Genomic DNA, 21,901 nt, shown 5'->3' with positions numbered 1-21,901 from the left:
CCAGGCTCAAGAGGCAACGCCCTTGAACGGAGGGTTGGAGACGACCACCATCCGCGGACGCTCGTAGCTCCACGCGCTGTAGGCCGACTCGGCGGCCCGGGTCCAACTGCCCAGGTGGGTGTAGTTCCGCTTCCAGCACTCGGCCAGGGTGGGCTCGATCTCCGCCCACGGGCGCGCGCCAAAGTACGCGCGGGCCTCGATTCCCAAGGTGCAGGCGGCTGATTCGGCAGCCCCGTCGCGCTCGTGCGCGCTGGTGGAATGACGACGCGGTCCCTTCATGGCACGGCTCCGTTTCCCGAGCGGGGCCACCGAGTGTAGGGTCCGGTCCATTAAGCCGGGGTCAATTGTCCGCTTCCGCACCGCGCCCTGCGCGCTGGGCAGTGCGGGTGTCCACGAGGTCGCCCGCGATCGCCGCCAGCAGGTCGTTCGCGGTGAACAGCCCCGCCACCCGGTTGTCCGCATCGCACACCGCCGCCAGGGGGATGGGATGCTCGCGCACCATCTCCAGCGCCTGCAGCGCGGTGGTGGTGTCGGGAACCCGCAGCGGCTGGCGCAGGGCCCGGTCGAGCACGCCGCCCCCGTCCTCCAGCAGGGCGGCGAGCAGGTCGCGGGACTGCACCACGCCCTTGAGGTTGTCGAGCTCACCCTCGGCGACCAGCATCCGCGTGTGCTGGGTGGAGGCCAGGACTTCGCGCGCGTGCTCGCGTCCCTTGGCGGCATCGATCCAGACGATGCGCTCGCGCGGGGTCATCAGTTCGGTGACGGGGCGCTCGGCCAGGCGCAGCACGCCGCGGATCATGTCCTGCTCGGCGGGGTACAGCCCGGATCCTCCGGCCTGCAGGGCGAGGCGGTCGCCCGGCGTGACGGCGGGCGCGGGCTCTTCGGCCGCGCTGCCGGCACCCAGCAGGCGCATCACCGCGTCGGTCGTGCGCTGCCGCGCCGGCGTCCGGGCCACCGCGCGGTCCTGGTTGCGCTTCCCCCACTGGTTGAGCGCCTCGATCAGGATCGAGAAGCCGATCGCCGCGTACAGGTAGCCCTTCGGGATGTGGAAGCCCAGGCCGTCGGCGACCAGGCTGAAACCGATCACCAGCAGGAACCCCAGCGCCAGCACCACCACCGTCGGATGGCTGTTGACGAAGGTGGTAAGCGGCTTGCTGGCGACCAGCATCAGGATTACAGCGACGATGACCGCCGCCATCATCACCGGCAGGTCGTTGACCATGCCCACGGCGGTGATCACCGAATCGAGCGAGAACACCAGGTCCAGCGCGATGATCTGCACGATCGCCATGCCGAGGCTGGAGTAGGCCGGGTTCGCGTTCGCCTCCCCGCTGCTGCCTTCCAGGTGCTCGTGCAGCTCGGTGGTGGCCTTGTAGAGCAGGAACAGCCCGCCGCCCAGCAGGATCAGGTCGCGGCCCGAGAACCCCTTGTCGAAGATCGTGAACAGCGGCCGGGTCAGGCCCATGATCCAGGACAGGATCGCCAGCAGGGCCAGCCGCATCCCCAGTGCCAGGCTCAGGCCGATGACGCGGGCCTTGTCGCGGTGCTCCGGCGGCAGCTTGCCGACCAGGATCGCAATGAACACCAGGTTGTCGATGCCGAGCACCAGCTCGAGCACGACCAGGGTGAGGAAGCCCACCCATACGGTGGGATCGGCCAGCAGCTCCATGCGCGCGGTCCAGGGGGTGCGGAGCGGCGAGTGTCCCGTGCCCGCCGTTCAGGCGGCGTGGGCGCGCTTCCCCGCAATGGTGCATGGCCTTCACCCGGCGTACTCCCCGGGCATCGCCAACTCTGCGGGTCCCTGTTAAGCGAGTGGCGATGAAAACCGACTTCCAGGTGTTCGAGTGGCAGCGGGTGTTCCTCGGCGAAACGCCGGTGCCGTACTACCTCGAGATCGCACTCAAGTGCGTGATCGTGTTCCTGATCCTGATGCTGGTGATGCGCCTGCTCGGCAAGCGCGGGCAGCAGAACCTCAGTCCGATGCAGCAGATGCTGATGATCGCGCTGGGCTCGGCGGCCGGCGACGCGCTGCTGTACCCCGGGGTGGCGATCGGCCACGCGGCGCTGATCCTGATCGGGATCACCGTGCTAACCATCATCCTGGAGAACGTGGCCGAGCGGGCGCGGCCGGTGCGCGATTACGTGGAGTCACGGCCCCGCGTGCTGGTGCGCGACGGGGTGGTCGACCACGACGCGCTGCGCAAGGAACGCACGACCCGGCGCGAGCTGTACGCCGAGCTGCGGCTCAAGGGGGCCTGTTCGCTGTCCCAGGTCCGCTACGCGATCCTGGAAGTTACCGGGGACATCAGCGTGTTCCTGCACGACCGTCCGCCACGGGACGATGACCTGCTCGACTACGTGGTGGACCGGGAGAACCACGACCCGCCCCAGGAATAGCGGAGGGCCGCAAACCGCCCGTCCCGGTCAACCCGCGGGAGGGGACGCCAGTTCGGCGGCGTCGAGGTAGCCGTCGCCGTTGCGGTCCTGACGGCGGAAGCCCGCCTCCAGCGTGGCCCGGTGCCGTGCCCTGTTGACAGGGGCCCCACGGCCGCCGGGCAGTTCGCCCGCGCTCAGCACGCCGTCGCCGTCCGCATCCATGCGGTCGAAGGCGTATCCCATCCACTCCTGGTATTCGGCCAGCGAAACCCGGCCGTCGCCATCGGTGTCCATCCGCGCCAGGTAGTCGCCGCTGGCGCGGACCTGTGCGCTCGCTGGCCCCGGGAAGGACAGTGCAAGCGCCAGCCCGACCGCGGCCAGGCTGGACGCGGTCGCCCGGGCCGGGGTCACCGGCGCGCGAAAGTGGGTCACGGAGCCCTCAGTGGGCGGCCTGGACCAGGGTGTAGCCCTTCAGCCGCGCCGAGAACTGCTGCAGGGCCTTGATCCCGCTCTGCTCGGCCTCCTCGCACCAGGCGTGCAGCCGGGCGAGGGTCTCGTGTGCGTCGTGGGAGCGCTCGTCCAGCACCTGCTGCAGGCGCTGGCGGTAGGCCGCGAGCGTCGCCATCTGCGGGCGCTCGTCCAGCCAGGCCTGCAGGCGCGCGCGCTTGTCGGCGTCCAGCCAGCGGCCGCCGTCGGCCAGGCCGCGGCGCAGCTTGCGCGGCAGCCGCTCCTCGGACTCGCGCAGGGTCGGGAGGGTGACACGCCGGTAGTAGTCGGTCATCGCCTGGAAACGCACCGCCAGCAGCGCCCGCAGGGTTTCGCGGTCCGGCATGGCGATGTTCGGGCGCACGTCCAGCGTCGGCGCCACGCGCAGCACCTTGGCCAGGCGCACGGTCTGCAGGGCGCGGATGGCGGTCCAGCCGATGTCGAACTCGAAGCGGCGCATCGAGAACCGCGCCGAGCTCGGGAAGGCATGGTGGTTGTTGTGCAGCTCCTCGCCGCCGATCCAGAACGCCCACGGGGTCAGGTTGGTGGCCTTGTCGGTGGTCTCGAAGTTGCGGTAGCCCCACCAGTGCCCAAGGCCGTTGACCACGCCCGCCGCCCAGAACGGGATCCAGGCCATCTGCAGCGCCCACATCGCCACGCCGGCAAAGCCGAACAGGGTGAAGCTCAGCACCAGCAGCAGGACCGGGCCCATGGTCGCGTGCGGGGTGTACAGGTGGCGCTCGATGGCGTCGTCCGGGCAGCCCTTCCCGTACTTCCCGATCGACTCCCGGTCGGCGCGCGCCTCGCGGTACAACTCCACGCCGCGCCAGAACACGGTCTTGATCCCCTTGGTCTGCGGGCTGTGCGGGTCTTCCTCGGTCTCGCAGGTGGCGTGGTGCTTGCGATGGATGGCCACCCACTCGCGGGTGATCATCGAGGTGGTCAGCCACAGCCAGAACCGGAAGAAGTGGTTCAGCACCGGGTGGAAGTCGACCCCGCGGTGCGTCATCGACCGGTGCAGGTACAGGGTCACGGAGAAGATCGTCAGCTGGGTGGCGACCAGGAAGTACAGCGCCAGCCAGCCGAAGCCGGCCTGGAGCAGGCCACCGGAAAGGAAGTCGAGCAGGGAAGCGGGCATCGGGACGCGTGGCTCTCGGGAAGAAATCGGGTCAGGCCCGCATGATGCCACCCCCGCGACGCAGGGACGGTGACGGCCGGGAAGTCGTTCAGTTGCTTGCACGGGTGCGCCCGTAGACTGGGCGCCATGCCCGAATTGCCCGAAGTCGAGACCACCCGCGCCGGTCTCGAGCCGCACCTGTCCGGCCGCGAGGTGGAGGCGGTGACGCTGCGTCGTCCGGACCTGCGCTGGCCGATCGCAGGCGAGGTGGAGTCCCTCCTCCCAGGCGAGCGGATCGCAGGGGTGCGGCGGCGCGCGAAGTACCTGTTGCTGGACACCGCGGCCGGCAGCGCCCTGCTGCATCTGGGCATGTCCGGCAGCCTGCGCGTCCTGCCCGCAGGCACGCCGCCGCGGCCCCACGACCACGTCGACCTCCTGCTGGACGGCGGCCACGTGCTGCGTTTCAACGATCCGCGCCGGTTCGGCTGCCTGCTCTGGCAGCCGCCGGGCGAGGTGCACCCGTTGTTGCAGGCGCTGGGACCGGAGCCATTGGGCCCGGACTTCGATGGGGACTGGCTGTACCGGCTCAGCCGGGGCCGGCGGGCCCCGGTGAAGACCTTCCTGATGGACCAGGCGGTGGTGGTCGGGGTCGGCAACATCTATGCGGCCGAGGCGCTGTTCGCTTCGGGCATTTCGCCGCTGCGGCCCGCAGGCTCGGTTTCGCGCGAGCGGTACCGGCGGCTGGCCGATGCGGTCCGGGCGGTGCTGGGCGCGGCGATCGAGCGCGGCGGGACCACGCTGCGCGACTTCATCAGCCCCGACGGCAGCGCCGGGTACTTCGTCCAGGAGCTGTCGGTGTACGGGCGTGGCGGCGCGCCCTGCCCGCGCTGCGGGGCCCGCCTGCGCGAGGCCCGTATCGGCCAGCGCGCCAGCGTCTGGTGCGGACGCTGCCAGCGCTAGGAGCGTATAGTCCGGGTCGATCCGCCTCCATGGAACGAAGATGGCTGACGACGCCGATATCACGCGGTTGCTGGACGCAGCGCGGGGCGGCGACCGGGGCGCGCTGGACCGGGTGCTCGCCACGCTGTACCGCGAGCTCCACGGGATGGCGCGGCGGCAACTGGCCGGCCAGTACGGCCAGACCCTGGACGCGACCGCCCTGGTGCACGAGGCCTACCTGAAGCTGGCGGGGCGCAGCGGTGCACGCTTCGACGATCGCGCCCACTTCTTCGCCTACGCCGCCTCCGCCATGCGCTCGGTGGTGGTCGACTACGCGCGCCAGCGGATGGCGCGCAAGCGCGGCGGCGACCTGCACCGGGTCACCGACCTGCCCGAGGACCTGGAGGGCGGACTGCGCCTGGACGACGACATGCTCGCGCTGGACGTGGCCCTGGACCAGCTGGCCCGCGTCGACGGCAAGCTCGCCCGGGTGGTCGAGCTGCGCTACTTCGGCGGGCTGGCCGAGCAGGAAATCGCCAACCTGATGGAGCGCTCCGAACGCAGCATCCGGCGGGACTGGCAGAAGGCGCGGATGTTCCTGATGGCGGCACTGCGGGAGAATCCGCATCCCGCCGCCGGAGAAGACTGAAGGTGTCCGATACCCGTGCCGGCGGGGGAGCGGGGTCGGCCGACGGGAGTGGGCGCGCGGGGGCGATCGACCCGGAACAGTGGACGCGGATCTCGGCCGAACTCGACGTCCTGCTTGAACTCTCGCCCGGCGCCCGCACGGCCCGGCTGGGGGAGGTCGGCCGCGAGGATCCGGCGCTGGCGGGCGAGCTGCGCCGCCTGCTCGCGCTGGAGGACGAGTCGGAGAAGTTCCTGGCCGAGCCCGTCCTGCCGCCCTCGGGGCTGGTGGTCGCGGGCAGCGAGGTCGGTCCCTACCGTCTGGAACGCCTGCTGGGCGAGGGGGGGATGGGCCAGGTCTGGCTGGCCGCGCGGGCCGACGGCCTCTACCAGCGGCGCGTCGCGCTGAAGCTGCTGCGCCCGGGCCTGGCCGACAGCGACCTGCGCCTGCGCTTCACCCGAGAACGCGAGATCCTCGGCCGCCTCGCCCATCCCCACATCGCGCGGCTGCTCGACGCGGGTATCAGCAACAGCGGCCTGCCGTACCTGGCGCTGGAGCGGGTGGACGGGATCCCGATCACCGACTACTGCCGCGAGCACGGCACCAGCCTGGACGAGCGGCTGGCCATGTTCTTCCAGGTCTGCGACGCGGTCAGCCACGCGCATGCCAACCTGGTCGTCCACCGCGACCTGAAGCCATCCAACATCCTGGTGACCCCGGCCGGCGAGGTCCGCCTGCTGGATTTCGGCATCGCCAAGCTGCTCGACCGGGATCCCGCGCCCGACCGGACCCGCACCGGCAGCCGTGCCTTCACCCTCCACTACGCGGCCCCCGAGCAGTTGCGCGGCGAGCCGGTGAGCGCGATGACCGACGTGTACTCGCTGGGCGTGGTGCTCCACGAACTGCTGACCGGCGTGCGTCCGTACCGGCCCGCGCGCAACACCGACGCGGCGCTGGAGGAGGCGATCCTGCTGCACGAGCCGATCCGGCCCTCGGTCGCGGTGTCCTCGGGGGCGGGAGGGAGGTGGCTCGGGGAAGACGAGGGCGCGCGCCGTCGCTATGCGCGCCGGCTCTCCGGCGACCTGGACAACATCGTGTCCAAGGCGCTGGCGAAGGATCCCGCGGACCGGTATGCCTCGGTCGAGGCACTGGCGCAGGACCTGCATCGCCATGTCGGGGGACGCCCCGTGCATGCGCGCCCGCCGCGGCTCGGCTACCGCTTCGGGAAGTTCGTGACGCGCCACCGCTGGCCGCTGGCGACCGGCTCGCTGGTGTCCCTGGTGGTGCTGGTGGCGCTGGGGCTGGTTGCCTGGCAGGCGGGCCAGTCCTCCCGCGAGATCGTGCGTGCGCAGGTGATGCAGGCCTTCATGGTCGGCGTGCTGGAGAGCCTGGGCGACCGTGGGGATGCCCGGGTCGGGCTGGACGAGCTGCTCGACCGGACCGTCGAGCGCGCGGAGCGCCAGCTCGCCGACCAGCCGTTGCCAAGCGCCGAGGTGCTGGCCGTGGTGGCGCGGGTACGCCTGGCGCGCGAGGAACCGGCGGAAGCGGCCGCGGTGCTGGCCCGGCAGCAGAGGCTGCTGCGCAGCATGGAGGACGTGCCGGCCGGCCTGGCGCTGCAGTCAAGCCTGCTGCAGGGGCGCCTGCTGGCGATGCGTGGTGACGGCGAGGGTTGCCTGGCGACCATGCGCGTGCACGAGGCGCTTGCCGGCCGCGAGCAGGCGCGGTTGCCGGCGCAGGTCGCCGGCTTCCACGCCCAGATGGGGCACTGCCACCGCCTCGCGGGGGAGCTGCAACAGGCGCGGGTCAACTACGAGCGCGCGCTGGCGTTGCGGCGCAAGCCCGGTGGCACGGTTGCCGACGAGGTGGAGAGCCTGGTGGACCTGGCGGCCCTGCACACCGATGCCGGCCGCCCCGGTACCGCGCTGATGGAGCTGCGCGCCGCCCGCAAGCGGCTGCACGACGGGGGCGCGCCGGACCACCCGGTGCAGGCGTACATCGACCGCGAGCTGGCGCGGGTGCGCGGAGGGGAGGACGCCCGCACGCTCGTCACCGGCGGGCCCCGGGAATGAGCGGCTACAGTGGCAACGGCGGCTGCAGGGGCTCGATCGAGCCTTCGCCGCGGACCACGCGCTTGTACTCGGCGCGCGAGACCGAAACGTAGCGCTCGTTGCCGCCGATCTCGACCTGGGGCCCGTCGCGCACCGCCCGCCCCTGCCCGTCCACGCGCACGGTCATGGTCGCCTTGCTGCCGCTGTGGCAGATGGTCTTGATCTCGCTGATCTCGTCGGCCCAGGCCAGCAGGTACTGGCTGCCCTCGAAGAGCTCGCCCCGGAAATCGGTCCGCAGGCCGTAGCACAGCACCGGGACATGGAAGGCATCGACGACCTCGGACAACTGCCAGACCTGGGCGCGGGACAGGAACTGCGCCTCGTCGACCAGCACGCAGTGCAGGGCGCCGTGGGCCGCGACGTCGGCGGCCACGGCCGCCTGCAGGTCGTCGCCCGGGCCGAAGCCTGTTGCCTCCGCGCTCAGCCCGATCCGCGACGCCACCGTGCCGGAGCCGGCGCGGTCGTCCAGCCGCGGCGCCAGGATCGCCACCCGCATGCCGCGTTCGCGGTAGTTGTGGGCCGACTGCAGCAGCGTCGTGGTCTTCCCGGCATTCATCGCCGAGTAGTAGAAGTAGAGCTTGGCCATCGCGCCAGTTTACGGCGCGTCGTCCACTGGGGCGGATGCGCGGGACGGCTGCGCCTCGCGGCATGGCCGCTCCGGTTACCCGCCGATATAGAATGTCCGGCTTCCTCCGCCGCCGCTCGCTGCAGCGGACGCCGAGCGCTTCCGGGTCCATGCACGGTCTCAATCCCCAGCAACGCGAAGCCGTCCTGCACGTGGACGGACCCCTGCTCGTCCTCGCCGGCGCCGGCAGCGGCAAGACCCGCGTGATCGTGGAGAAGATCGCCCACCTGATCTCCTCCGGGCGCATGCCGGCCCGGAGGATCGCGGCGATCACCTTCACCAACAAGTCGGCGAAGGAGATGCGCGAGCGCGTGGCCAAGCGCATCCGGGGCGATGCGGCCGAGGGGCTGACGGTCTGCACCTTCCACGCGCTGGGACTGAAGTTCCTGCAGATCGAGCACGCCAAGCTCGGGCTGCGCCGAGGCTTCTCGATCTTCGATGCCGACGACTCCGCCGCGCAGATCAAGGACCTGGTCGGCTCCGGCGCCAAGCCGGATGCGGTCGACGACGTCCGCAACCTCATTTCCCGGGCCAAGAACGCCGGGCTCTCGCCGGAGCAGGCGATGGCCGAGGCGCGCAGCGCACGCGAAGTCGATGCCGCTTCGGTCTACGCGCTCTACCAGGCGCGGCTTGGCAGCTTCAACGCGGTCGATTTCGACGACCTGATCCGCCTGCCGGTGCAGCTGCTGGAGTCCGATCCCGAGTGCGCGCTCGCCTGGCGCGAGCGCATCGGCTACCTGCTCGTAGACGAGTGCCAGGACACCAACGACGCGCAGTACCGCCTGCTGAAGGCGATCGCCGGCCCGCGCGGGCTGTTCACCTGCGTGGGCGATGACGACCAGTCGATCTACGCCTGGCGCGGTGCCAATCCGGACAACCTACTCGAACTCGGCCGCGATTACCCCTCGCTGCGGGTGGTCAAGCTGGAGCAGAACTACCGCTGCTCCAACCGCGTGTTGCGCGCGGCCAATGCCCTGATCGCCAACAACCCGCACGAGCATCCCAAGACCCTGTGGTCCGACCAGGCCGACGGCGAGCGCATCCGCGTCTGGGAGTGCCGCGACGCCGCCCACGAGGCCGAGAAGCTCGCCGCGGAGATCGAGTTCATCGCCAACGCGCGGCAGGCGCCGTGGAGCGATTTCTGCATCCTGTTCCGCGGCAATTTCCAGTCGCGCGCGCTGGAGAAGGCGCTGCAGCTGCTGCGCATCCCCTACCACCTGACCGGCGGCACCGCGTTCCTGGACCGCGGCGAGGTCAAGGACGCGCTGGCCTGGCTGCGGCTGGTGGCCAATCCGGACGACGACGCGGCCTTCCTGCGCGCGGTCATCAGTCCCAAGCGGGAGGTCGGCGCGACGACGCTCGCGCGGCTGGCCGAGCTGGCGCGCAACGCCAACATGCCGATGGCGCGGGCGATCGAGTCCGTCGGCGCGCTCAAGCAGCTGCCGCCGCGGGCCGCCAACTCGCTCGATGCCTTCGCCGGCATCGTACGCGGCCTGCGTGCCGACGCGCAGCGTTTGCCGCCGTCGGACCTGGTGCGCGAGCTCGCCCACCGCTCCGGGTTGCTGCAGGCGATTCGCGCCCAGTGCCGCGACGAGGCCTCGTTCCAGCGCCGCCGCCAGAACCTGGAGGAGCTGGCCGAGTGGTTCGACGGCGGCAAGGGAGCGGGCCCCGGCGAACTTGCGGCCCAACTCGCGCTGCTCTCGCACGCGGACAAGGGCGAGGCCGGCAACCAGGTCCGGCTGATGAGCCTGCACGCCGCGAAGGGCCTGGAGTTCCGCTACGTCTTCATCGTCGGCGTCGAGGACGGCACGCTGCCGCACGAGGCCAGCATCGAGGAAGGCCGCATCGACGAGGAGCGCCGGCTGCTGTACGTCGGGATCACCCGCGCCAAGGAGCGGCTGTGGCTGTCGTACTCGATGCGGGCGCAGAAGTGGGGCGAGGTGCTGCGGCTCAAGCCCAGCCGGTTCTTCGACGAACTCCCCGCCGCCGAGATCCAGCGCGATGGCGCCGATCCGGCGGCCGACGCGGAGCGAAAGAAGGAGCGGGCCAGCGCCGGGCTCGCAGCGATTAAGGCGCTGCTGGACGCCTGACATCCCGTTGACTGCGGTGAACCGTCGGTAAACCCGCGTTTCCACTCGGGTCCGCGGGCTGGCTGCGCGCAAAAGGAACGCAAAAGGCGCTTATTGGCGCGGTGCGTCAGAGTGTGATTGGCATCACCTTCTGTTCGGAATTGCCTTTGCTTTTCAAGCGCTTACAAGCCCGACAGCGTCCTTTTTTGGCGCGCAGCGTCACTGCCTGTTGCACTTCTGGTCACCTTCTGTGCTATCGCTTCCCCCATGCGGCGTGGCTGAACCGCGCCTGCACGACGTCCTGGAACCGCGGCTCTGCCGCGCCCTTTTTGGAAGCTACAGGGGAGACCACGCATGTCCGTCTCGAAGTCGAAGTCACGCCGCGTCGCCGCCACGAAGTACGTGCCGCACCGCGCGCCGCTCTACCTCGCCCTTGCCGCCGCACTGAGCATGATCAGCGTGCCTGCGGTGGCAGCTGACGATTGCGAAACCACAACTTCCGGTGGCCTCGCCTGCGGAGAAGGGGCGGAGGCATCGGGATCGATGGCAACCGCGGTAGGCCCCCACAGCCGAGCTACCGGCGCGTTGTCCACTGCGGTGGGGGTCCGCTCGGAAGCCACCGGCGCACGCTCCACGGCGGTAGGCAACGGCTCCTGGGCCTTGGGGATTGAAAGCGTTGCGGTCGGGGATGGCGCAAGTGCCCTGGCCGCGGGCTCCGTCGCCTTGGGATCCGACTCGATCGCGGAGCGTGCCAACACGATTTCGGTCGGATCCGAAGGCGCCGAACGCCAGATCACCAACGTCGCCGCCGGCACCGAGGCGACCGACGCAGTGAACGTGGCCCAGCTGGAGGAGGTCGCGGAAGTCGCCGAGGAAACCGCGCAGTACTTCCAGGCCAACGGCGAAGGGTCGGCGAGCGCCACGGGCACCAACGCTGTCGCGGCCGGACAGGGTGCTGACGCGGCTGGCACCGGCGCTGTCGCCATGGGATCCAACAGCAGCGCAGCGGGTTACTCGTCGGCCGCCATGGGCATGTCCGCGTCGGCCGACGGCTCGTACGCGACGGCAGTGGGCGGCTTCGCCAACGCCAGCGCATTCAACTCCACCGCGGTCGGCAACTTCGCCGACGCCAGCGGCTCGAGCAGCACCGCACTGGGTGGTGATTCCGAGGCGTCGGGCAGCGAGAGCGTCGCCGTGGGCAGTGGCGCGCTGGCCACGGGCACCAACAGCGTTGCGCTGGGCGGCTCGCTGTTCGGCTTCTGGCCGGCCGAGGCTTCCGGTGACTACGCGACCGCGATCGGTGGCGGCGCCTGGGCTGACGGCTTCAACAGCACCGCGCTCGGCAACAACGCCGCCGCGATTGGCGACGACAGCGTCGCGCTCGGCGCGGACTCCGTTGCGACCCGCGACAACAGCGTTGCGGTTGGTGGCCGGCAGATCACCGACGTTGCGGCAGGCACCGAGGGCACCGATGCGGTGAACCTCGACCAGCTCAACGAGGTGGCCGAGGTGGCGGAGAACACCGACCGCTACTTCAAGGCCACCGGCGACGGAGAGGCGTTCGTCGACGGGGACGAGGCGGTCGCTTCCGGTTCCAACGCCTATGCCACTGATTACGGCAGTGCCTACGGTTCCGCCGCCGCGGCGAACGGGTTTGGTTCGTCGGCGTTCGGCAGCGGCGCGATGGCCTGGGGGGTGTACTCCAACGCCTCAGGCTACGGCTCGGTTGCCGATGGAGACTCCAGCACCGCCGTTGGCGGTTGGCTGTACTACGAAGATCCGGTCACCGGCGAGGTCCTGCTCGACGCGACCACGACGGCGGGGGAAGTCGGCGCCTCGGCATTCGGCGCGGGCGCCCAGGCCATGGGTGCCTTCAGCCTCGCGAGCGGTGCGGGCGCCGTTGCCAACGGCCTGCAGTCCACCTCGGTGGGCTACAGCAGCCAGGTCGACAGCGACTATGCGACCGCCATGGGCGCCTTCAGCAGCGTCACTGGGACCTACGGCACCGCGATCGGTTATGGCAGCGATGCAAGCGGCGACTACGGCCTGGCGGTTGGCGGCATCGCCGATTACGGCGACCTGCTCATCGGCTTCCCCGGGCTGATCCTGCAGACAACCGAGGCTTCGGGCGTGGCATCGACCGCGCTGGGCAATGGCGCGATTGCCTCCGGACTGGGCGCCACCGCCACGGGCACCCTGGCCGAAGCGTCGGGCGTGCAGGCCAGTGCACTGGGCACCCTCGCCACCGCCGACTCGGACGGAGCGAGCGCACTGGGCAGCGGCAGCTACGCCGCGGCGGTGGACTCCACGGCGGTCGGCTTCCTGGCCTACGCGGACGCGGAGAACAGCGTCGCGCTGGGTGCGGACTCCTACACCGACCGGGCGAATACGGTTTCCGTCGGTGACGTCGGCAACGAGCGCCAGGTCACCAACGTCGCGGCCGGCACGGAAGCGACCGATGCGGTGAACCTCGCGCAGCTGGAAGAAGCGACCGAGCACACCGGCTACTTCAAGGCCACGGGTGACGGAGAAGCTCTCGTCGACGGCGAGGACGCCACCGCGGCGGGCTCGGATGCGCTCGCGGCTGGCGATTACGCCACGGCACTCGGCGCAGGCAGCAGTGCATTCGGTACTGGCGCCTCGGCAGTCGGAAGCGGCGCCATGGCGATGGCCGACTTTGCCACTGCCAGCGGGTTCAACGCGACGGCCTCGGGCGTGAACAGTTCCGCGTTCGGTGCCAGTGCGGATGCGCAGGGCATCGCCAGCACGGCCGTGGGAGGCCAGGGCGAAGCCTTCGATGAGTTCGGCTGGCCCGTAACCGACGAGGACGGCAATCCCGTCATGGTCGGTGCCACGGCGGGCGACTACGGCACTGCAGTCGGTGCAGGAGCGCAGGCCACGGGAACCTATGCGGCATCGCTGGGCTATGGGGCCCGTGCGCTCGGGGCGTTCACCCTGGCTGCCGGGAACAAGGCACAGGCGCTGGGTGACTACAGCGTGTCGCTCGGCGACAACAGCCGCGCGAATGGTGAGCAGAGCACCGCAACCGGCAGCTACGCGTGGGCGACGCAGTATGGGTCGACCGCGTTCGGCAGCTTCGCCTGGGCAACCGGCGAAGAGGCGACGGCTCTCGGGATCGATTCTTTTGCGACTGGCCGCCGTTCGGTCTCCATCGGCTCCGGAAGCTGGTCGCCGGGCGTCAGCTCCATCGGGATCGGAAGGGGCGCCTTCGGTTACGCCAACTACAGCATAGCGCTGGGCCACCAGGCACTTGGCAACGACATCCACGCCATTGCGGTGGGTACAAACAGCCTCGCCAATGCGGAGAGCGCGATCGCGATTGGTGCTGGTGCGACCGTCGAAGCCGGGGCGCTGAACTCTGTAGCGCTGGGTGCCGGATCCGTCGCCGACCGGGAGATGAGCGTTTCGGTTGGTTCCGCAGGCGGCGAGCGCCAGATCACCAACGTCGCGGCGGGCACCGAGGGCACCGACGCGGTGAACCTCGACCAGCTCAATGCGGTGGCGGAGGTCGCGGAGAATACCGGCCGGTACTTCAAGGCCACCGGCGACAGCGAGGCCCTGGTCGAGGGCGAGGACGCTACTGCGGCCGGCTCCGGCGCCAACGCAGGAGCCGACTACGCGACCGCGATCGGCGCGGGCAGCTCGGCCTGGGCAGTGGGCGCCTCGGCCTTCGGTGCCGGTGCGTTCGCCGAGGGCGAGTACGCCCTGGCTACCGGCTACGGCTCGACCGCAACCGGCGACAACTCGGTCGCCAGCGGCAGCAACGCCCAGGCGACGGGCGACTCCAGCGTCGCCGTCGGCGGCGAGCTCTACATCGTCGACGAGCTCACCGGCGAGGTAATCCTCGACGGCGGGCCGACCCAGGCCAACGAGATGGGGGCAGTCGCCCTGGGCGCGGGCGCCCAGGCCAACGGTGCCTTCAGCACCGCGACGGGTACGGCCGCGATGGCCGATGGCCTCCAGGGCACGGCGAACGGCTACAGCAGCTCGGCCTCGGGAGACGCTGGCGCGGCCTTCGGCGGCTTCAGCGACGCCAGTGGCTTCGGCGCCAGCGCGCTGGGCTACGGTGCAGCGGCCTCGGCCGACGGCAGCACCGCGGTGGGCTTTGCCTCGACCGCGAGCGGCGAGTCGGCCGTGGCGGTCGGCGAGGGCGCACTGGCCACCGGCTACAACAGCGTGGCGGTCGGCGGCTCCAGCTTCTTCGGCCTGCTTCCTACCGAGGCCACCGGCGACTATGCGACCGCGGTGGGTGCGGCGGCCTGGGTCCCGGGTTACAACAGCACGGCCGTGGGTAGCTGGTCGACGGCCTCGGGCGACAACGCGCTGGCACTGGGTGCGGACGCCTCGGCCTCGGCCGACGGCAGCGTCGCGCTGGGCCAGGGTTCGGTCGCCGACCGCGAGAACACCGTGGCCGTCGGCGATCGCCAGATCACCGATGTCGCGGCCGGTACCGAGGGCACCGACGCGGTGAACCTCGACCAGCTCAACGCGGTGGCCGAAGTGGCGGAGAACACCGACCGCTACTTCAAGGCGACCGGCGAGAGCGAGGCCTTCGTCCTCGGAGAGGACGTGGTGGCAGCCGGCTCGAACGCCTTTGCCGACGGCGACTTCACCACCGCGCTGGGTTCCACCAGCGCAGCGGTTGGACTGGGCGCCTCCGCCTTCGGCAGTGGCGCGAGTGCATTCGGCGTGTTTGCCACCGCCTCGGGCTTCAACGCGACGGCTGAGGCGGACTCGAGCACCGCGATCGGCGGATCCCTCTACTACGAGGATCCGGTCACCGGCGAGGTGATCTTCGAGCAGACGACGATGGCGTCCGACTTCGGTGCCAGCGCCCTTGGCGCGGGCGCCCAGGCGAGTGGCTTCCTCAGCACCGCGGTAGGTGCCGCGGCCGTCGCCGAGGGCAGCCAATCGATCGGCTCGGGCTACAGCAGCTCCGCGACGGGCGACTACTCGTCGGCCTACGGTGGCTTCAGCTCGGCCGGCGGCTACCAGTCGACGGCCATCGGCTACGGCGCGGATGCCGGGAGCGACTACGCAACCGCGGTGGGCGTCGCGGCCCTGGCCAGTGGCGCGGGCAGCGTCGCGGTCGGTGAGTACAGCGAGGCCAGTGGCGCCGAAAGCGTCGCGGTCGGCGGAACCGGGTTCGGCCTGTTCTCCACCGAGGCCACGGGCGACGGAGCGTCGGCCCTGGGTGCCGGTGCCTGGGCGTCCGGCGACGAGAGCACCGCCGTGGGCTGGATGAGCAGCGCCGATGGTGACGGGTCCACGACCCTGGGCGCCGCCAGCTGGGCGGCGGAGGCCGACTCCACGGCACTGGGCTACGGTGCTTACGCGGCTGCGGAGAACAGCGTGGCGCTGGGTGCCGGCTCGGTGGCCGACCGCGCGAACAGCGTGTCGGTGGGCGAGGTCGGCGGCGAGCGCCAGATCACCAACGTGGCGGCCGGTACCGAGGGCACCGACGCGGTGAACCTCGACCAGCTCAATGCGGTGGCCGAGGTCGCGGAGAACACCGACCGGTACTTCAAGGCCAGCGGCGAGGGCGAGGCCGCGGTCGAGGGCGAGGACGCCACGGCAGCCGGTTCGGACGCGTTCGCGGGTGCCGACATGGCGACCGCGATGGGCGCCGGAAGCACTGCCTGGGGCGTTGGCGCTTCGGCGTTCGGTGCCGGCGCGTTCGCCGAGGGCGAGTACGCGCTGGCAACCGGCTACGGCTCGACCGCAACCGGCGACAACTCGGTCGCCAGCGGCAGCAACGCCCAGGCGATGGGCGACTCCAGCGTCGCGGTCGGCGGCGAGCTCTACATCGTGGACGAGCTCACCGGCGAGGTGATCCTGGAGGGAGGTCCGACCCAGGCTAACGAAATGGGTGCCGTCGCGCTGGGCTCCGGTGCCCAGGGCAACGGCGCCTTCAGCCTGGCCAACGGCACCGGCGCGATCGCCGACGGCACCCAGGCCTCCGCGGTCGGCTACAGCAGCTACGCCGGGGCGGACGGCGCGTCGGCTTTCGGCAGCTTCTCCGAATCCAACGGTTTCCTCTCCTCCGCGCTCGGCTACGGCGCCGTGGCGTCGGGTGACTACGACACCGCGGTCGGTGCGGCGGCCACTGCCAGCGGCGGCGGCAGCACCGCGGTCGGCGAGTACTCGGAGGCGACCGGCGCGGAGAGCACCGCGGTCGGGGGCACCACCTTCTTCGGCCTGATCAGCACCCGCGCCAGCGGCGAAGGCAGCGCGGCCTTCGGCAACGGCGCCTGGGCCACCGGGGTGTTCAGCACCTCGATCGGCCACAACAGCTACGCGAGCGGAGGCTACTCCGTCGCGCTGGGTGCGAACTCCTTCGCTCCGGCGGCCAACAGCGTCGCGCTCGGTGCGGACTCCTACGCGGACCGCGACAACACCGTGTCCGTCGGCGACGCCGGCATGGAGCGCCAGATCACCAACGTGGCGGCCGGTACCGAGGGCACCGATGCGGTGAACCTGGACCAGCTCGAGGCCGTGGCCGAGGTGGCGGAGAACACCGACCGCTACTTCAAGGCCACCGGCGACGGCGAGGCCTTCGTAACCGGCGAGGATGCGGTGGCGGCCGGCTCCGACGCCATGGCCGAGGGCGACTTCGGCACGGCGGTCGGCTCGGCCAGCAGCGCGATCGGGACCGGGGCCTCGGCCTTCGGCAGCGGGGCGATGGCGGCGGGTGAGTACGCCACGGCCAGCGGCTTCAATGCCAGCGCGATCGGCGACAACTCGGTCGCCAGCGGCAGCGGAGCCACCGCGACCGGTGACTCCAGCGTGGCGGTCGGCGGTGAGCTCTACATCGTCGACGAGGCCACCGGCGAGGTGATCCTGGAGGGCGGGCCGACCCAGGCCAACGAGATGGGGGCGGTCGCCCTGGGCGCGGGTGCCCAGGCCAACGGCGCCTTCAGCACTGCGACCGGCACCGCTGCAGTCGCCGACGGGGTGCAGGCCACCACCAACGGCTACAGCAGCATCGCCTCCGGTGACGGCTCGGCGTCCTTCGGCAGCTTCGCCGAGTCGACCGGGTTCCTCTCCACGGCCATCGGCTACGGAGCCTTCGCCGGCGACGACTACGCCACGGCGGTGGGTTCGGCGGCCACGGCCAGCGGCTTCAACAGCACCTCGCTGGGTAGCTACAGCACCGCAAGCGGGTCCGACAGCACCGCCGTGGGTGCCGACTCCATCGCAAGCGGTACCAACAGCGTCGCGGTGGGTGGAACCCTGTTCGGGTTCCTGCCGACCGAGGCCTCGGGCGCGTACTCCACCGCAGTGGGTGGTGGCGCCTGGTCTGCGGGGCTCAACAGCACTGCGCTCGGCAACGCCGCGATGGCCGTGGCCGACAACAGCGTCGCGCTGGGTGCGGACTCGCTGGCGGAGCGCGAGAACAGCGTCTCGGTGGGCGATGTCGGCAACGAACGGCAGATCACCAACGTGGCCGCGGGCACCGAGGCGACCGACGCGGTGAACCTCGCCCAGCTGGAGGCGGTCGCGGACGTGGCCGGCCAGACCAGCCGGTTCTTCCAGGCCAGCGGAGAGGGCTCGGCCACGGTGACCGGCGAGGAGTCGCTCGCCGCCGGGTCCGGTGCACTTGCCGAAGGTGACTACGCGACCGCCGTCGGCTCCGCGAGCATCGCCATGAACGAGTACGCCACCGCCAGCGGTGCCGAGAGCGAGGCCACCGGCCTGTACGCAACGGCCACCGGTGCGGCGGCGATCGCCAGCGGCGACGGTGCGGTGGCGACGGGTGCACTGGCCGAGGCGGCCGGGGAAGAGTCGACCGCGAGCGGCTTCTACGCCGCCGCGACCGGCGACCTGTCCACCGCGGTCGGCGCGGAGAGCACCGCCAGCGGCATCACCAGCGTGGCCCTGGGCTATGCGGCCGACGCGTCCGGGCTGTTCTCGACCGCGCTGGGCAGCATGTCCACCGCCAACGGCCGCAACAGCACCGCGGTGGGCAACAGCGCCCGCGGTGCCGGGCTCGACACGACCGCGGTTGGCGGTGACAGCCTCGCGGTCGGGGCGGGTGCCACGGCCATCGGCCAGGGCGCCGTGGCGGTCTCGGCCGACAGCGTGGCCATCGGCCGCGATTCGATCGCGGACCGGGAGGACTCCGTGTCGGTGGGCTACGAGGGTGCCGAGCGCCAGATCACCAACGTCGCGGCCGGAACCATGGTGACCGACGCGGTCAACATGGGCCAGATGGGGGCGATGGCGGCGGCACTCGGAGGCGGTGCCGGCTTCAATGGCGGCGTCTTCACCGCGCCGAGCTACATGATCCAGGGCACCGGATACGGCGACGTCGGTTCGGCGTTCGCGGCGGTCGACATGCGCCTGAGCCAGCTCCAGGGTTCCATCGACAACATCCAGGTGGTGCCCGGCCCGACGGGTCCGACGGGTCCGACCGGTCCGACGGGTCCGACGGGTCCGACGGGTCCGACGGGTCCGCAGGGTCCGCAGGGTCCGCAGGGTCCGGTCGGCTCCACCGGTCCGGTGGGTCCGCAGGGGGAGCCGGGCCGGGCGCTGGTGCGCGGTTCGGGTGAGGGCCTCTCGACCGGCAACAACGCCCACGCGCTGGAAGACGGCGACATCGCGATCGGCAACAACGCCACGGTGAACGCCGCCAACAGCACCGCGCTGGGCACCGACAGCTACGTCGCGGCCGAAGCCAGCAACGCGGTTGCGATCGGTGCCAACACCAGCGTGGAGTCCACCGGCGGCACCGCGCTCGGCCAGGGCGCGGCTGTCACCGCGGAAGGTGCGGTGGCGCTCGGCCAGGGTTCGGTCGCCGACGAGGCCAACACCGTCTCGGTGGGCTCGGCGGACAACCAGCGCCGGGTCACCAACGTGGCGGCGGGGACGGCGGCCACGGACGCGGCCAACGTCGGCCAGGTCCAGTCCGGCGACGCGGCGACGCTGACCTCGGCACAGGCCTACGCCGATGCCGGCGCCACGCGCACGCTCAACTCCGCCAACGCCTACACCGACACCACCGCGGCCCAGACGCTGAGCTCGGCGAACGCCTACACCGACCAGCGGTTCACCGTCCTCAACGACGACTTCAACACCCTGCGGGCCCAGGTCGACCACCGCTTCTACGAGGTCGACAAGCGCTTCGACCAGATGGGTGCGATGAGCGCGGCGATGCTGAACATGGCGACCAGCGCGGCCGGCGTGCGGACCCAGAACAGGATCGGCGTGGGCGTGGGCTACCAGGGCGGCGAGTCGGCCCTGTCGGTCGGCTACCAGCGCGCGATCTCGGACCGCGCAACGATGACCATCGGCGGCGCATTCAGCGGCGACGACACCTCGGTGGGCGCGGGCGTCGGCTTCGGCTGGTGACCCGTCCCTCCGTCTACACGACAGTTTCAACCGGAGATCGAAAGGCATGACCGTGAACACCAAAAACCTTCGCGTATCCCTGCTCGCATCGGTGATCGCCGCCGCTGTCGCCGGACCCGCCTTCGCCGCCGGCCAGGCGCCGCTGGAGGTCCGCCCGATGCCCGCCCCGGCCGCCGAGGCCGACGCCGGTACGCGCCTGATCGTCAAGTACCGTGACAAGCGCGCCGCCCCGGCGGTGAAGGCCCAGTCCGTCCAGGCCGCCGCCAAGCGCGCCCTGGGCTCCCGGCTGGTGCGCAACAGTGCCGCCGCCGGTGCCACCGCGCCCGAGGCGCGCCACGTCCGCACCATGTCGATCGGTTCCGACGTGGTGAAGCTGTCCCGCAAGCTGGACGCCGCGCAGCTGGATGCGGTCATCCGCGAGCTGCGTGCCGACCCGGCCGTGGAGCGGGTCGAGGTCGACCGGATGGTCCACCACACCGGCGTTGCGCAGGTCCGGTCCGACGTCCAGCCCTCGCTGGTGCCGGACGATCCGTACTACGCCCAGTACAACTGGCACCTGCAGGACACCCCCGGCGGCATCCATGCCGAGGACGCGTGGGATGTCTCGACGGGGGAAGGCACGGTCGTCGCGGTGGTGGACACGGGCATCGTCCCGCACCCCGACATGGACGCCAACATGCTCGAGGGCTACGACTTCATCAGCGATGCCTTCGTGTCCCGCCGGGATACCGACGACCGCGTGCCGGGTGCCTACGATTACGGCGACTGGAATGACGATGCGGCCGAGTGCCGGGTGAGCACCAGCTCCTTCCACGGCACGCACGTGGCCGGCACCGTCGCCGAACTGACGAACAACGGCCTCGGCATGGCCGGTACCGCGCACGACGCGCAGGTCCTCCCGCTCCGGGTACTGGGCCGTTGCGGCGGCTACACCTCGGACGTCGTTGACGCGGTGGTGTGGGCGGCGGGTGGCGAAGTGCCCGGGATCCCGATGAACGAGAACCCGGCCGAGGTGATCAACCTCAGCCTCGGCGGCTCGGGCGCGTGCCTGCAGTCCGAGCAGGACGCCTTCGCCCTGGCCAGGAGCCTCGGCAGCCTGGTGGTCACCTCCGCCGGCAACTCCAACGCGGACGTGTCCAACTTCTCGCCCGCCAACTGCGACAACGTAATGGTCGTCGCCGCAGGGCGCATCAACGGTGGCCGCGCGTCCTACTCCAACTACGGCTCGCTCGTGCACCTGACCGCGCCGGGTGGTGGCGGCAGCGCGGATGGCAACCCCAACGGCTACGTCTGGCAGGCCAGCAACAGCTCCGACACCTCGCCGGACCTGGGCGACCCGACCTACGTCGGCATGTCCGGCACCTCGATGGCGTCGCCCCACGTGGCCGGCGTCGCTGCAATGGTGCAGTCGGCGGTCGTCGCCGCCGGCGGAGATCCGCTCAGCCCCGCCGAACTGCAGGAGCTGCTGATCGATAGCGTCCGCCCGTTCCCGTCCAATCCGGACCGCCCGATCGGTGCGGGCCTGCTGGACGCGCCGGGTGCACTGGAGCTGGCCCTCGGCAGCGATCCGGGCGACCCGGGTGACCCGGGCGAGCCCGACGCCATCGAGCTGACCAACGGGGTTGCCCTGACCGGCCTGTCCGGCTCCGCGGGCAGCAGCACGCTGTACAGCATCGAGGTGCCGGCCGGCGAGAGCCTGCTGAGCGTGGTGACCTACGGCGGCCGCGGCGACGTGAGCGTGTACGTCAGCGCCGGCGAAGCCCCGACCGTCGAGGACCACGACCGCGCCTCGACCCGGCCGGGCAACAACGAGACCGTGCGCATCGTGCGTCCGGAAGCCACCACGTACTACATCCTGGTGGTGGGCGAGCGGGCGTTCAGCGGGGTCTCGCTGCAGGCGCGCCACTGATCCACTGAAAGGACTGGTTGCCGCACGGATGCGGCGAGGGAGCCCCGGCCTTGGCCGGGGCTCTTCTTGTTTGCGATCGGCCGCCTTGGCGGCGGCGCGGCGCCGGAACGATGAAGGCGGGAACGAAAAAGCCCGCCGGTGGGCGGGCTTCTTCTTGCTCCGGGGGGGCGGGAGGCCTTGCGGGAGCGGTCTGGATCCCCGCGTTCGCGGGGATGACGCGTCGGGAAAGCTGGATCCCCGCGTTCGCGGGGATGACGCGTTGGCAAAGGCGACTG

12 protein-coding genes and 1 pseudogene are annotated in these 21,901 nt (G+C 71.1%); 8 read left to right on the top strand and 5 right to left on the bottom strand.

The genetic code is table 11. The features are described 5' to 3' along the window. Window positions 1–6: 6 nt before the first annotated feature. Window positions 7–279, bottom strand: a complete 273-nt coding sequence (locus G545_RS0107820; RefSeq protein ID WP_027069897.1) for a hypothetical protein — start codon at window positions 277–279, stop codon at window positions 7–9. A 61-nt stretch (window positions 280–340) separates the two neighbouring features. Beyond that, a complete protein-coding gene (locus G545_RS14055; RefSeq protein ID WP_052106624.1) occupies window positions 341–1,669 on the bottom strand; it encodes a TerC family protein in 1,329 nt (442 codons plus the stop codon). A gap of 149 nt (window positions 1,670–1,818) precedes the next feature. On the opposite strand from G545_RS14055, the gene G545_RS0107810 reads away from it, so the two are divergent. Continuing rightward, window positions 1,819–2,397, top strand: a complete 579-nt coding sequence (locus G545_RS0107810; protein WP_027069896.1) for a DUF421 domain-containing protein — start codon at window positions 1,819–1,821, stop codon at window positions 2,395–2,397. 27 nt (window positions 2,398–2,424) lie between these two features. Here the strand turns inward: G545_RS0107810 and G545_RS0107805 are convergent, their stop codons facing one another. Together G545_RS0107805 and G545_RS0107800 are read right to left on the bottom strand one after the other, a co-directional pair. After that, window positions 2,425–2,742 (bottom strand): EF-hand domain-containing protein, encoded by a 318-nt coding sequence (locus tag G545_RS0107805; protein ID WP_407059636.1) that lies wholly within the window; start codon window positions 2,740–2,742, stop codon window positions 2,425–2,427. 73 nt (window positions 2,743–2,815) lie between these two features. Next, window positions 2,816–4,000 carry a DesA family fatty acid desaturase gene (locus G545_RS0107800; protein ID WP_027069894.1) on the bottom strand — a complete coding sequence of 395 codons (1,185 nt, stop codon included), beginning with the start codon at window positions 3,998–4,000 and terminating at the stop codon, window positions 2,816–2,818. A gap of 126 nt (window positions 4,001–4,126) precedes the next feature. Here G545_RS0107800 and mutM point away from each other — a divergent pair, with 126 nt between their 5' ends. The 3 genes from mutM to G545_RS0107785 are packed head-to-tail and all read left to right on the top strand — an operon-like array spanning window position 4,127 to window position 7,612. Next, the gene (gene mutM, locus G545_RS0107795) at window positions 4,127–4,939 is read left to right on the top strand and encodes a bifunctional DNA-formamidopyrimidine glycosylase/DNA-(apurinic or apyrimidinic site) lyase (protein WP_027069893.1); all 813 of its coding nucleotides are present in this window, start codon (window positions 4,127–4,129) and stop codon (window positions 4,937–4,939) included. A 40-nt stretch (window positions 4,940–4,979) separates the two neighbouring features. Continuing rightward, a complete protein-coding gene (locus G545_RS0107790) occupies window positions 4,980–5,567 on the top strand; it encodes an ECF-type sigma factor (RefSeq protein ID WP_027069892.1) in 588 nt (195 codons plus the stop codon). 2 nt (window positions 5,568–5,569) lie between these two features. Beyond that, window positions 5,570–7,612: a serine/threonine-protein kinase gene (locus tag G545_RS0107785; RefSeq protein WP_027069891.1), complete on the top strand. Its 2,043-nt coding sequence runs from the start codon at window positions 5,570–5,572 to the stop codon at window positions 7,610–7,612. Between the two features lie 4 nt (window positions 7,613–7,616). Here the strand turns inward: G545_RS0107785 and G545_RS0107780 are convergent, their stop codons facing one another. Then, complete coding sequence (locus G545_RS0107780) at window positions 7,617–8,237, bottom strand: thymidine kinase (protein ID WP_027069890.1); 621 nt, start codon at window positions 8,235–8,237, stop codon at window positions 7,617–7,619. A gap of 149 nt (window positions 8,238–8,386) precedes the next feature. On the opposite strand from G545_RS0107780, the gene G545_RS0107775 reads away from it, so the two are divergent. The 4 genes and pseudogenes from G545_RS0107775 (at window position 8,387) to G545_RS0107765 (ending at window position 21,626) form a co-directional block, all read left to right on the top strand. Beyond that, window positions 8,387–10,366: a UvrD-helicase domain-containing protein gene (locus G545_RS0107775; RefSeq protein WP_027069889.1), complete on the top strand. Its 1,980-nt coding sequence runs from the start codon at window positions 8,387–8,389 to the stop codon at window positions 10,364–10,366. A 333-nt stretch (window positions 10,367–10,699) separates the two neighbouring features. Next, a pseudogene (locus G545_RS16115) lies at window positions 10,700–11,047 on the top strand (hypothetical protein); the annotation flags it as partial. Between the two features lie 21 nt (window positions 11,048–11,068). Further along, window positions 11,069–19,717 carry a YadA-like family protein gene (locus tag G545_RS15635; RefSeq protein ID WP_052347289.1) on the top strand — a complete coding sequence of 2,883 codons (8,649 nt, stop codon included), beginning with the start codon at window positions 11,069–11,071 and terminating at the stop codon, window positions 19,715–19,717. 46 nt (window positions 19,718–19,763) lie between these two features. After that, entirely contained in the window at window positions 19,764–21,626 is a 1,863-nt protein-coding gene (locus G545_RS0107765; RefSeq protein WP_027069888.1) for a S8 family peptidase, read from the top strand. Window positions 21,627–21,901: the final 275 nt, after the last annotated feature.

The organism is Lysobacter defluvii IMMIB APB-9 = DSM 18482, from assembly GCF_000423325.1.
GTDB classification, from domain to species: Bacteria; Pseudomonadota; Gammaproteobacteria; order Xanthomonadales; family Xanthomonadaceae; genus Novilysobacter; species Novilysobacter defluvii.
The sequence above is the reverse complement of the archived record's forward strand: the minus strand, read 5'-3'. Positions and strand labels throughout refer to the sequence as shown.

Bases quoted from the DNA above. Each gene is read 5' to 3' on its own strand.
- G545_RS0107820 (WP_027069897.1), bottom strand. From the start codon at position 279: ATGAAGGGACCGCGTCGTCATTCCACCAGCGCGCACGAGCGCGACGGG.
- G545_RS14055 (WP_052106624.1), bottom strand. From the start codon at position 1,669: ATGGAGCTGCTGGCCGATCCCACCGTATGGGTGGGCTTCCTCACCCTG.
- G545_RS0107810 (WP_027069896.1), top strand. From the start codon at position 1,819: ATGAAAACCGACTTCCAGGTGTTCGAGTGGCAGCGGGTGTTCCTCGGC.
- G545_RS0107800 (WP_027069894.1), bottom strand. From the start codon at position 4,000: ATGCCCGCTTCCCTGCTCGACTTCCTTTCCGGTGGCCTGCTCCAGGCC.
- mutM (WP_027069893.1), top strand. From the start codon at position 4,127: ATGCCCGAATTGCCCGAAGTCGAGACCACCCGCGCCGGTCTCGAGCCG.
- G545_RS0107790 (WP_027069892.1), top strand. From the start codon at position 4,980: ATGGCTGACGACGCCGATATCACGCGGTTGCTGGACGCAGCGCGGGGC.
- G545_RS0107780 (WP_027069890.1), bottom strand. From the start codon at position 8,237: ATGGCCAAGCTCTACTTCTACTACTCGGCGATGAATGCCGGGAAGACC.
- G545_RS0107775 (WP_027069889.1), top strand. From the start codon at position 8,387: ATGCACGGTCTCAATCCCCAGCAACGCGAAGCCGTCCTGCACGTGGAC.
- G545_RS0107765 (WP_027069888.1), top strand. From the start codon at position 19,764: ATGACCGTGAACACCAAAAACCTTCGCGTATCCCTGCTCGCATCGGTG.